Annotated in this window: 10 protein-coding genes and 1 tRNA gene; 5 read left to right on the top strand and 6 right to left on the bottom strand. The window is 50.1% G+C overall.

What is annotated here, in order from left to right; genetic code table 11:
- Positions 1–20: 20 nt before the first annotated feature.
- A tRNA-Leu gene (locus IPN95_02730) sits at positions 21–102 on the bottom strand.
- A gap of 142 nt (positions 103–244) precedes the next feature.
- A complete protein-coding gene (locus IPN95_02725; protein MBK9448330.1) occupies positions 245–1,270 on the bottom strand; it encodes a leucine-rich repeat domain-containing protein in 1,026 nt (341 codons plus the stop codon).
- 300 nt (positions 1,271–1,570) lie between these two features.
- Between IPN95_02725 and IPN95_02720 the strand changes: the two genes are divergently transcribed.
- From IPN95_02720 to IPN95_02705, 4 genes are all read left to right on the top strand, one after another.
- On the top strand, positions 1,571–3,814 hold the full coding sequence (locus IPN95_02720) for a bifunctional (p)ppGpp synthetase/guanosine-3',5'-bis(diphosphate) 3'-pyrophosphohydrolase (GenBank protein ID MBK9448329.1): 2,244 nt from the start codon (positions 1,571–1,573) through the stop codon (positions 3,812–3,814).
- Between the two features lie 71 nt (positions 3,815–3,885).
- Positions 3,886–4,860: a CPBP family intramembrane metalloprotease gene (locus tag IPN95_02715; GenBank protein MBK9448328.1), complete on the top strand. Its 975-nt coding sequence runs from the start codon at positions 3,886–3,888 to the stop codon at positions 4,858–4,860.
- A gap of 95 nt (positions 4,861–4,955) precedes the next feature.
- Positions 4,956–6,908, top strand: a complete 1,953-nt coding sequence (locus tag IPN95_02710) for an ABC-F family ATP-binding cassette domain-containing protein (protein ID MBK9448327.1) — start codon at positions 4,956–4,958, stop codon at positions 6,906–6,908.
- Positions 6,898–8,235, top strand: a complete 1,338-nt coding sequence (locus tag IPN95_02705; GenBank protein ID MBK9448326.1) for a DUF5103 domain-containing protein — start codon at positions 6,898–6,900, stop codon at positions 8,233–8,235. The genes IPN95_02710 and IPN95_02705 overlap by 11 nt, the downstream gene beginning before the upstream one ends.
- Positions 8,236–8,286: 51 nt before the next feature.
- Here IPN95_02705 and IPN95_02700 read toward each other — a convergent pair whose 3' ends face one another.
- Positions 8,287–8,691, bottom strand: a complete 405-nt coding sequence (locus tag IPN95_02700; protein MBK9448325.1) for a BlaI/MecI/CopY family transcriptional regulator — start codon at positions 8,689–8,691, stop codon at positions 8,287–8,289.
- 337 nt (positions 8,692–9,028) lie between these two features.
- Between IPN95_02700 and IPN95_02695 the strand changes: the two genes are divergently transcribed.
- Positions 9,029–10,183 carry a hypothetical protein gene (locus tag IPN95_02695; GenBank protein ID MBK9448324.1) on the top strand — a complete coding sequence of 385 codons (1,155 nt, stop codon included), beginning with the start codon at positions 9,029–9,031 and terminating at the stop codon, positions 10,181–10,183.
- Positions 10,184–10,241: 58 nt separating this feature from the next.
- Here IPN95_02695 and IPN95_02690 read toward each other — a convergent pair whose 3' ends face one another.
- From IPN95_02690 to IPN95_02680, 3 genes are all read right to left on the bottom strand, one after another.
- Positions 10,242–10,463 (bottom strand): DUF2795 domain-containing protein, encoded by a 222-nt coding sequence (locus tag IPN95_02690; GenBank protein ID MBK9448323.1) that lies wholly within the window; start codon positions 10,461–10,463, stop codon positions 10,242–10,244.
- Between the two features lie 159 nt (positions 10,464–10,622).
- Positions 10,623–11,174 carry a cob(I)yrinic acid a,c-diamide adenosyltransferase gene (locus IPN95_02685; GenBank protein ID MBK9448322.1) on the bottom strand — a complete coding sequence of 184 codons (552 nt, stop codon included), beginning with the start codon at positions 11,172–11,174 and terminating at the stop codon, positions 10,623–10,625.
- 52 nt (positions 11,175–11,226) lie between these two features.
- On the bottom strand, positions 11,227–11,745 hold the full coding sequence (locus IPN95_02680) for a hypothetical protein (GenBank protein MBK9448321.1): 519 nt from the start codon (positions 11,743–11,745) through the stop codon (positions 11,227–11,229).
- Positions 11,746–11,747: the final 2 nt, after the last annotated feature.

The following is an 11,747-nucleotide window of genomic DNA, read 5'->3' as shown; positions in this document are numbered from 1 at the left end:
ATTAAGATGGATAATAAATGTACGGGTAGAGGGACTCGAACCCCCACGCCTTGCGGCATCAGATCCTAAATCTGACACGTCTACCAATTTCGCCATACCCGCATGAAAATGAACGCATCCAAAATGGAAGGGCAAAAGTACGGTAATTTTGCGAATTACTTGCCTTCCCTCTAGAAAAATCTTGGCAAACGCAACATTCCCCTAAGTTCAAGACTCCATGCAAGTGCAGACAATCTTGAAGGGATTAGTTGTTTTCCTTCCAATATTTCAAAATCGCCTTTCTTCCCTGCTCAGCAATTTCTTGTGGCGGATTTTCCAGCTTGCAATCGAATACCACCATTTCCAGGCCTTTTTTGATTTGCTTTTGCATCGGGCTGAGGTCGGTGACCGCAGAAAGCCCGATCAGCAGATCATCGAGGCGCTTCAGTTTTTTGAGGGGCGTCAAATCTGCGACCAAAGTCGCTGTGAGGTCGAGATAAGACAAACTGCCCAAATTGGAAAGCGGCGACAGGTCACTTACTTTCGTTTCGCTGATGTCAAGCGTCTCAAGCTTTGAAAGCGTTGCAAGTGGAAGCAAATCCGTTACGCCGGTACCGGCAAGCCAAAGATCGGTCAACTTTTTCAAGTGCGACAACGGGCTGAAATCTGTGGCCGGGATATGACTCAAATCCAGGTGCTTGAGCTTGGAAAGCGCAATGATGGGAGAAATATCGGCAATTGCAGCCCCGCTCAAATTAAGGTAGCGGAGTGTGGAGAATTCACTCACCAAAGTGAGGTCGGTGGTGTTTGTGCCTTCAAGATTCAGGAATCGCAAATCAGCCAAGGCAGCCAAAGGACTCAAATCTTGACATTTGCTGCCTTCAAGATCCAAAAACCGAAGGTTGCCCAATGTGATCAGGGGACTCAGGTCTGCGATTTCCAAATTACGGAGGCGTAGTTCTTTGAGCTTGCGCATGCCGCCCAAAGGTCCCAAATCAGTCACTTTGGTATCGGAAAGGTCCAAAAAACGCAGCTTCGTCATGCCAGATAGCGGCGTCAAATCGACGACGGGGCAACCCAGCAAAGCAAGTCGGCGGAGCTTCGGCAACTTGGAAACCGCCTCCAAAACCGCTGCCGTCAAGGGGTTCTGACTCAGGTTCAATTCCTCAAGCCAAACCATTTCTGCAACCTCTTCAGGAAGGCTGTCTGCAATGCCGCAGTCGGTGAGATCGAGCCAGTTAGACTTTTTCCGTTTGGCTTTGGCGATGTGTTGAAGTGCGTCTTCGGTCATTTTCTAGAATTTTCACAAAGGTAACATTTACAACTTATTAACCGGATATTAAATTTTTGTTACCGACAATATTCAAGTCTATTTCACTGATTTACAATTATCTAAATAAGTGATTTGTGTCGGTGATTACCTTTGTGAATACGCAAGTTCATTCGAATAGGAACACCACTCGATCTTCATGGGTGGTTGTCAGCAGCGGTCAGGGATTTCGCATCCAAGACTTTTCTAAATCGGCTTTGGCTTGCAAAAAGTGGCATTTTTTGATACCTTGCGAACGTAGGATTTGGAGCTAAAGAGAAGATGATCGATACCACGAGTCAGCAAGATCGGCAAGAAAAAGACAAGCAAGAGATACTGAGCGCCTATCGCAGTCTCATGCGCGCCTGCGAGGATTTGGCATCACGTTCCGAGCGTCGCGAGATCAGGCGCGCATTTGAGTATGCATTGCAGGCGCATGAGGGCGCAAGGCGTAAAAGTGGCGAACCTTATATCCTCCATCCCATTGCCGTGGCGAAAATTGCTGCCAAGGAAATGCACCTGGACGCCACAAGCGTGATCGCAGCCTTGTTGCACGACGTCGTTGAAGACACATTTGCCGAAATCTCCGACATCAAGGAAGAGTTTGGCTCCGAAGTCGCCACGATCATTGACGGGCTCACCAAGATTTCCGGCGTTTTTGACAATAAAAGCTCGGCACAGGCAGAGAACTTCCGGAAAATGCTGCTGACCCTCAGCGCAGACGTGCGGGTGATCCTGATCAAGCTCGCAGACCGCCTGCACAACATGCGCACGCTGCAGTACATGAAAAAGGAAGGGCAGCTCAAAATCGCCTCCGAAACGATCTACCTCTATGCACCCCTCGCCAACCGGCTCGGTTTGCATGCTGTCAAGGTCGAGTTGGAGGACCTTGCGCTGAAATACACCGAACCAACGATTTACCTGCAGATCAATTCCAAGTTGATGCGCGTGCAACGCGAGAGCAGGTATTACATCTTGCAGTTCATCCGGTCGATCCGCGAAAAGCTGAGTGCCTCCGGAATGCAGTTCAGGATCCTGCACCGCTTCAAATCGGTCTATTCGATTTATGCGAAGATGGTCAAGCAGGAGATTCCGTTTGAGGAGGTTTTTGACTTGTTTGCCATTCGCATCATCATCGACAGCCCGGCCGACCTCGAAAAATCAGAGTGCTGGAAAGCCTATTCCTTGGTGACGGAGCTTTACCGCCCCAATCCGGAAAGGATGCGGGACTGGCTCACGATTCCCAAGTCCAACGGCTACGAATCGCTCCACGTCACGGTCATGGGCCCCCGCGGGCGCTGGATCGAGGTTCAGATTCGCAGCGAAAGAATGGACTATGGCGCCGAACATGGCATGGCAGCGCATTGGAAGTACAAGGACGGCACACAGATGCATGACGAGCGCTTCCTGAACTGGCTTGGACGTGTGCGTGAACTGCTTGAAAATCCGAATCTTAATGCAGTCGACGTCGTCAAGGAGTTTAAGACGAATCTCGTTCCTGACGAGGCGTTTGTCTTTACCCCCAAAGGCGATTTGAAGCAGTTGCCGGCCGGCTCGACCGTGATTGACTTTGCCTATGAAATCCATAGCCTCGTGGGCGACACCTGCATCGGAGCAAAAGTCAACAACAAGGTGGTGCCGCTGAGCTATACCCTCAACAACGGCGATCAGGTCGAAATCATCACCTCCAAAAAGCAAAGTCCCAAGGACGAATGGTTGCAATACGCGCATACCACGAAGGCCAAACACAAGATCAAGGAGTCGCTCAAATTGCAGCGAAGGACGGTCGAAGATAAAGGCCGGGAAATCTTCAAGTGGAAGGCCCGCAACTACAGTCTCGACAAAAAGGAAGTCACCAAGGAACTCCTCGCCTTCTTCAAAATCCCGAATGAAGGTCAATTTTTCTACCTCCTCGGCTTGCATAAACTGGACATGGACCGGTTGCAGGAGTTTATTCGGATCAAGGAACAAGGTGGGAAAATTCGGATCGAGGATCTCGAACCGACGCAAAAGAACATCAAAAGCCGGCAAGAATTTGAGGAGTGGCTGATTGAAAACAAGGGCTTGACGTCTGACAGTCTTTTGATTGGCGAAGACATGGACATTCGGGACTACAAGTTCGCGACATGTTGCCACCCAGTGCCGGGAGACGATATCCTGGCCTTTTTTGTGCCCGAGGAAGGATTGGTGATTCACCGTCCCAATTGCCCGAAAGCCATTTCTTTGATGAGCAATTGGGGCAAGAATATCATCAAGGCAAAATGGACGGAGATGGCCGATATCAGCCTGTTGGCAGGGGTGAAAATCATCGGCGAAGACCGGCAAGGCATGATGAACGACCTGATTCGGGTTGTTTCCGGGCAAATGAAACTGAACATTCGCAGCATTACCATCGACTCGATGGACGGCATGTTTGAGGGAGTCTTCAAGGTATTCGTGCGGAATACCAAGGAGTTGGAAAACTTGGGAACCAAACTCAAGACCGTTCCGGGTGTGTTTACCGTGAGTCGCGTGGACCATATGTAAGTCCATACCCAGGTGATGGACTTTAGATTCGGCATCCTCAAAAACGAAAATCAACCGTATCTTCGCCCGCAATGAATATCAATCGTTTTTTGGCAGGAGCCTGGAAAGGGCAGCAAGACCCAACCTTGCAGGTCGTCGCCATTTTCGCAACCTGGGTCATCTTTCTCGTCCTTGGAGGAAGTTTGTTGCTTGTTCCTGTTTTGGCACTTCAAATTACGGATCCATCCAAAGCAGCTGCCTACCTCGAGGATCCAACCAATTTCAGCTTGTTGGGTATTGACATGACCTTGGTTTTTGTGCTGATCATGATGCAATTCGTGGTCGGGATGGTCGGCCTCTGGATCATGGAACGTTATGTTTTGAAAAAGCAATTTCGCTGGGTAGTCACAGGATTCAAGCGGTTTCGGTGGCGCCGGATGATGGCCGGAATGGGCGTTTGGATGGGAATGATGTGCATTTACCAGCTGGTGGGATACCTGATTGATCCGGATTCGGTGAAAATGACGGTGGATATGAACCGCTTTCTGGTATTCCTGCCGATCGCCATGGTTTTGGTCCCGATTCAAAGTGCATTTGAGGAAATCGCCATTCGCGGGCAATTGATGCATGGCTTGATTCGCCTTGCGCCGCGTGCCCCCTACCTTCCTTTGCTGTTGAGTTCCGGGATTTTTGCTTTTCTGCACGGGATGAACAATGAAGTCCAAGAATACGGCGTCGTGTTGATGATGGCGCATTATTTTACCTTTGGATTGGTTTTGGGCGCTTTTGCCTTGATCGACGAAGGTTTGGAACTGAGCATCGGCATCCATGCGGGCAATAACCTTTTCTCGCTTTGTCTGGTTTCCTACCCCGGTTCGAGCCTTTCAACCCCAACGCTTTTGGAACAGCAAGGCATGGCCGCCGCAGCGGATTTTTTGGTCATGCTGGCATTTGTCGTGATCATGTACTTCATCTTCTTTGGCAGGCGGAAAAATGCCCCTTTGGCCATTGTTGAAAACATCAGCACGGGCCCCGCAGAGCCGGAAGACGCATTCGAAAAGGCCTGAAAAACACTTTCATCCGCAACCGCAATCAGTGTCGACCACTTGGATAAAGTCCGAATTCCTTGGTCGGATGCGGCGATTGTGCTAATTTTGCGCCCGTGATAACCCTTGAAAATATTGGATTTGAATTCGGCGGCCGATGGCTGTTCCGTGATACAACGTTGCAAATCAAACCAGGCGACCGCATCGGCCTTGTGGGCCGCAACGGAACCGGGAAAACAACCCTGCTGAAATTGCTCAATGGGCACATGACGCCCGTCGAAGGGAAAGTCAGCATGGCCCGTGGGCTCAAAATTGGCTACCTCGAGCAGGAAATGCTCAGCACCCATACCGGAAAAAGCGTGTTTGAGGTGGCGATGCAGGCATTTGGCGAACAAATGCAGCTCCGCGACGAAATTGATGCCATTCTGAACAATCCGGCATTGAACCACGATGAGGCCTTGGTGCATCAGCTTGCAGACAAGCAGCATGCGCTCGAAGCCATGGACGGCTACAACATCGACGCCAAAATTGCGTCCGTGCTTGCAGGTTTGGGCTTCGACGAAGCCGCTCAAGCACGCAATTTTGACACTTTTTCAGGTGGATGGCGCATGCGCGTGATGCTTGCGCAGCTCTTGCTGATGGAGCCCGACCTGCTCATGCTCGACGAACCGACCAACCACTTGGACTTGCCGGCGATCCAGTGGCTCGAAGATTATTTGAAGGATTTCAAGGGTGCATTTGTGATCGTTTCCCACGACCGGGAATTCCTGGACCGTTTGATTACTTCGGTGGTGGAGATTTCCCAAGGCCGATTCAACCGCTACAAAGGCAATTATTCCTTCTACCTCAAGGAAAAAGTTGTCGTCGCCGAGCAACATCAACGCGAATACGAAAATCAGCAGAAGGCGATCAAGGACACCGAGCGGTTCATCGAACGGTTTCGCGCCAAGGCCACCAAGGCCAAACAGGTGCAAAGCAAGGTCAAATTGCTCGACAAAGTAGATCGCATCGAAGCCCCGGAAGGCGAAGGCGGACCGGTCAACTTCAAATTCAAGGCGGAAACAACGCCGGGAAGGAATATTCTTGATCTGAAAGTCAAAACAAAAGCATTCGGAGACCGGGTGATTTTGCATGACTCCGAATTGCATATCTATCGCGGGGACAAAATTGCCCTGATCGGCGCCAACGGCATCGGAAAGTCCACCATTTTGCGCATCATCGCCAACGTGGAGCCGTTTGATGGCGAATTGACCTTGGGCCACAATGTAAAGGAAAGCTTCTTTGCGCAGCACCAATTGGAGGCGTTGACGCCGGAGAATGAGATTCTGCAAGAGATGAGCAAGTTCGTCTTTCAAAAGGGCGAAGCCTACGTTCGCGGCATTTTGGGTGGATTTCTGTTTACCGGCGACGATGTTTTCAAAAAGATCAAGGTGCTCAGCGGTGGCGAAAAGTCACGCGTCGCCTTGGCCAAAACCCTGCTTTCGGAGGCGAATTTCCTGATGCTTGACGAACCAACGAATCACTTGGACATTCAAAGCATTCAGATTTTGTCTGGCGCGCTCAAGCAATACGAAGGCACATATATAGTAGTGTCCCACGACAGGTTTTTCCTCCGCGAAGTTGCCAACAAGATTTGGTACATCGAGGACGGATTGGTGCGCGAATTCCCGGGCACGTACGAGGAATTCAACTACCATCTCGCGCTGCAGAAGGAAAAGCTCAAAAACGAGAAAAAAGCGCAGACTGATGCCGCGACCAAGCAGGCAAAAGTTGTCGCAGCAGTTGCAGCGCCCGTAGTCAAGCGGGATTATCAGCAGGAAAAGGAACGCAAAAAGCGCGAAAACAAGGTCAAGGGCGACCTCGAACGCATCGAGGCCCGCATCATGGAGCTCGAAGAAAAGAAGACCGAATTGCTCAATAAAATGGCCGATCCGACGATGGCGACCAAGTTTGACCAATTGGTAACCCTTCAAAAAGAGTCCGATGCCATCGACAAGGAACTTGGGCCTGCCCAAGTCACCTGGGAAAAGCTGATCGAAGAAATGGAGCAATTGCAGCTTGAAAACTAGGTTGCATATCCTGTTTACCCTCTTCGGATTGCTGACCCTGCTGGGCTGCCCGAAGACGGAAAGTTCCGTCAGCAGCGGCAATTCCAAGACCGATGCCCCCTTCAAAACCCTGGAATATGCCGATCAGGTCTATGAGCCGAATGTCAGGACCGTGCAGTTTTACCGCGGCACAGACCCCTTCTCCTACCCGATCCTCTACCTCGGGGATGCCACCAAATTGAAGCTGGAATTTGACATCCTGCAGCCCGAGGAGGCCGGTGTACCCGATTATTGGATTGAAGTGGTGAGCTGCGACCACGATTGGACACCCAGCGGATTGTTGCCGCTTGAATTCATGGAAGGCTTCAGCAGCGACCGGATGTATGATTACACCCCGTCTCAAAACACGCTGATCCCCTACATTCATTACCGCTACGAATTCCCGGCCGAGGGCTCAGCCTTCAAGAAATCAGGCAATTACCTGCTCAAGGTGTTCCGCAGTGGCGATGAAAACGACCTGCTACTCACCCGCAGGCTCGTCGTTGCGGATCAGAAAATCGGAGTGGAACCGCTGATCGGGCAAAGTCGCATGGCTTCCGATCGCCGCCGCATTCAAAGGGTCGATTTCAATTTGCAGCTCACGCATTCCTTTCCGGGCGTATTTGATCCGCGGCAGGATTTGAAGGTGTATGTCCTTCAAAATTTCCGTTGGGACAATGCTGCAAGTGGATTGGTACCGATGTTTACCACGCCCACGGAGCTGCAATACCAATTTGATGCAGCCAACAACTTCGAAGGCGGCAACGAATTCCGGCTGCTGGACATTCGCAGTACCCGGTTCAAAACAGCCCAAATCAAGGAAATCTCCAATGTTGATTCGGTCTACCGTTTTGATTTGTTCACCGACGAACCACGCCTTCGCAACATTTATTATTCCAAGCAAGACTTGAACGGCAATTACGCGATTGACGTTCAGGAATATCCGAATTCAGCTTTCGAGGCAGACTATGCCTTTGTGCGCTTTGGGCTCAAATTGGGCGAACCCATTACAGACGGGGATGTGTATGTGCACGGAAAATTCAACGATTGGCGGCTGGACAGTACCAATCAACTGAGCTACAACGCCGCGGCTTTGCGCTACGAAGGCGAATTGCTGATGAAGCAAGGCGTCTATGACTACCACTACATCGTCAAGCGCAGGAAAGACGGCATGGTTGACGAAGCAAGGTTGGAAGGCTCCCATGCGGAAACCGAGAATTATTACACGATCCTGGTGTATTACAAGCCGATCGGTGCACGCGGCAGCGAGTTGATCGGAATGAGCCATGTGAATTTTTACGAAAGGTGATGGAAGCCTAAGCGTTTCGGCCGAAGGCCGACGCTTCTGATGGCCAACATCCTAAAACAAACTCAGCTGCGCCAAATTTTCGACCTGCTCAACCGGTTTTTGAACTTTTGTCTTTTCGGTCGCAACCTCCTCAGGAACACGGAGTTGCAAGGCCATTTCCGAAGAAAGGAAGGCTACAAGCTCTTCGTACGAGCCGCCAAAATATTTTTCAAGGAAGTCGTTGAAGAATATGCGACTGTAGGCGCGTTTGGGAACCGTTGGATAGTATTCAAAAGTTTTGCTGTAGGCAGTATGCCGGGCAAATCCCTTCTTCTCGAGCGTGCGCAGGATCGTGGAGACCGTGCTCTGATTCGGTCTGGGTTCAGGATAAGAGGCGATAATATCCTTCAAAAAGGCCTTGTTGAGCTTCCAAAGCACCAACATCATTTCCTCCTCCGCACGGGTGAGCTTCTTCATGTACTTGTAAACATTAATTCCGAGTCGAAATTCGTTGATTGCAGTTAAACAAGCAAACCTTGAATGAAAAATGAAGGATTGATTTACAATTGCAAATATTAATTTTCCAATACCACGCTTCGTTTATACCACTCACATTTACGTTACCAAACCACGCATTCACATTTTAAATCAATCTTTATTTTCATAAAGCAAACTTTAATTTATGAATTTCAATACGAATTGCACTATCCCAAGTTTCTGGGCGAAGCGCGGGAAACATTCCAGATTCCACAGCATTGGAACAATTTTTGAATGAACAGGACGGGAGCTCGTTACCCTTCCGTATTTTGCGAATATGCAGCGCTTTCTACTTGCGACGGTTTTGACTTGTTGGGCTTTAGCGGCCACTTACGCCCAGTATCCTGGACAAATGGCTCCTCCCCATGACATTTGTGCCAAGGCAATCGTCCTTGACGAAGGCGATTTACTCACCGGCCACACCAATGCCGATGCCACACCAAGCCTTCCGTTTGAAAGTCCGGAGGTGTTTGAAGCGACTTGCATTCAAACCATCGAAAACGACGTGTGGTACAAATTTCAGGCTGCCGCTGACGTCGACCTCTACGAAATCACGATCGTGGCGAGCTTCTGTACGACTCCCGCGGGCCTGCAGGCGTTGCTGATCCAAGCCGATGGCTGTAACGCCTCCTCGTTTGTCTACCGAGGCTGCTCCAACAAGATCACCACCGACACGATCAAACTCTACCTTCCCGCGCCGGAAGCAGGCCAAAATTACTTTGTTTGGGTCGATGGCTACGACGGAACGGTTTGCGAGTTTGACATCGCCCTGCGTGCGCGCAAGCGCCTCACGGCAGTCGATTATCGCTTTCTGAGATTTGACTATTCCTTGGAGAATGAACCGATCGCAGAGATTGCGGATTTGCAACCCACCTTCGCCAACAATACCACGACCCTGAATTGGTCCGCTGAACCCAACGAGGCTCCGGATCTGTACATCATCGAATTGCTCCCTGATCTTGCAGAAGTGAAGCAAGAATCACGCTATGCACGCGTGGTTGGCTTTGTGGATCCGCATCGATTTGTCGGCTCGGGACGTACCGCCTACTCCTTTACGGACTATGTCACGCCCTTCAACCAAGGCAAAACCTACCGCTACCGCATCGTTTCGGTATCGGCAGATGGCATTCGGCTCATTTCCCAAACGATGGAGGTGAAGGCCAAACTTGTCGAATCCTTTGATGTACGCGAGGTCAAGGCTGGGCCTGAAGCTGGAAAATTCCAAGTGCACTACATCAACCGGAAAAAGGGCGCCCGGTATTTCATCTCCGTTGAAAATGCCGCAAACGAGAAAGTCAAGCAAATGACATTTGAAAGCGAACCCATACGGGACGGCGACATTACGATCGACATGAGTGCCCTCCCCCATGGCGAGTACATGTTCATGATGAGCAATGGCAAGGACGTTTTCAAGCGCAGCTTCATTTGGTAGCATAAAAAAAGCATCCCCAATTGCTTGAGGATGCCCTATTTTCTTGAGAAAACCTATCTCAGTATTCGTCTTCGTTGAAGAGAAAGTCGTCTTTGGTCGGGTAATCTGGCCAAATTTCTTCGATGCTTTCATAAGCCATGCCGTCATCGGGCAAGTCTTCCAGATTTTCCTCAACTTCAAGCGGCGCGCCTGAGCGTTGCGCAAAGTCAATCAATTCATCTTTGGTCGCAGGCCAAGGAGCGTCTTCAAGATAGGTTGCGAGTTCGAGGGTCCAATACATAGTCTTTCAATAAAAATGTGGAAAATGATCGCAAAGGAAAGGAAAAAAAGAACGGAAAGTGAAGAATTTGATCCTTCGTGGAAAAAAAATTAAAACCATCGAAATCAGGCTTTGAAGGCCTTTTTTTCGGTTGACACCTTTTCCTTACGCAGAAAAAGTTCAAGTGTTGCGCGGTGTCCAGGCGATTTCTTGGGAATCGGTCACACGCGTCATTTCCCTCGAAAAGACAAACAGCCAATCCGAAAGGCGATTCAAATATTGCAGGTTCTGATGCGGTACTGCCGAATGTTCATGGAGATGGACAACAAGTCGCTCGGCCCGCCGACAAACACAACGCGCCACGTGCGCCGCCGAATTGGCAGGATGCCCACCCGGCAAAACGAAGTTCTTCAACGGGGGCAACGATGCCTCCATCTGGTCGATGCTCTGCTCGAGGACAACCACATCGGCCTCTGAAATTTCTGGCAAAACCATTCTATTGGCTTCTGGATCAGACGCCAAGTTGGACCCAAGTGTGAAAAGATTGTCTTGAATTTGCTTGATGAACGCTCCAAAAGGTGCCGCGGCCGGCTGGTCTTTGAGCATTCCCATCCAGGAATTCAATTCGTCCACAGTGCCGTATGCCTCAATGCGGAGGTGGTGCTTGGGAACGCGCGTTCCTCCCAAGAGGCCCGTGGTTCCATCATCGCCACTTTTGGTATAGACTTTCATGCTTGATTTAATTTGAGAACGATAACCTCCAAATAGCAAGAATGTTCCGAACTCAGAAGGATTGAATGGCCCCGTAACTCAGCGAAATGGTTTTTTTGTCGTCCAGCATGCGCAGTGCAACCACCAAATTGATCTCCTCGTCAAGCCATCTCAGGTTTCCAAGGTTGCCGTCTGCGACGCCATAACGGTTGCGCAAATGCGATTCGGAATTGGAAAAAAACTCTGATGCTTCGGATTTTTCCTCCAAAAAAACATTGACCACGATGGAATTGACCAACTTGGCCTTGGGATCCTTGCAGAGGTACTCGATGAAGTATTTATTCTTTCCACCGATGCTGTATTCGAAGACATATCCCCATTGATCGTCGTGTTTGGGCTCAGTTCCCTCCTTTTTGCGAACGGTCTCAAGGGGCATTCCCAGATCCACACCACGAAAGGTCCCTCCCGCCGACTCCTTGAAAACTTGGTCAAAGATTTCTGAACGCTTCTGTTCATGCTTACAGCCTGCAAATACAACAAGCATCAGCACGATGCCGATCAAAATTCTCCCGAATGTAGGCTTGCGGAGCATGG

Source organism: Bacteroidota bacterium, from assembly GCA_016718825.1.
GTDB lineage: Bacteria > Bacteroidota > Bacteroidia > J057 > JADKCL01 > JADKCL01.
This window is presented reverse-complemented; position numbering and strand designations above follow the sequence as displayed.

Bases quoted from the DNA above. Each gene is read 5' to 3' on its own strand.
- IPN95_02725 (MBK9448330.1), bottom strand. From the start codon at position 1,270: ATGACCGAAGACGCACTTCAACACATCGCCAAAGCCAAACGGAAAAAG.
- IPN95_02720 (MBK9448329.1), top strand. From the start codon at position 1,571: ATGATCGATACCACGAGTCAGCAAGATCGGCAAGAAAAAGACAAGCAA.
- IPN95_02715 (MBK9448328.1), top strand. From the start codon at position 3,886: ATGAATATCAATCGTTTTTTGGCAGGAGCCTGGAAAGGGCAGCAAGAC.
- IPN95_02700 (MBK9448325.1), bottom strand. From the start codon at position 8,691: ATGAAGAAGCTCACCCGTGCGGAGGAGGAAATGATGTTGGTGCTTTGG.
- IPN95_02695 (MBK9448324.1), top strand. From the start codon at position 9,029: ATGCAGCGCTTTCTACTTGCGACGGTTTTGACTTGTTGGGCTTTAGCG.
- IPN95_02690 (MBK9448323.1), bottom strand. From the start codon at position 10,463: ATGTATTGGACCCTCGAACTCGCAACCTATCTTGAAGACGCTCCTTGG.
- IPN95_02685 (MBK9448322.1), bottom strand. From the start codon at position 11,174: ATGAAAGTCTATACCAAAAGTGGCGATGATGGAACCACGGGCCTCTTG.
- IPN95_02680 (MBK9448321.1), bottom strand. From the start codon at position 11,745: ATGCTCCGCAAGCCTACATTCGGGAGAATTTTGATCGGCATCGTGCTG.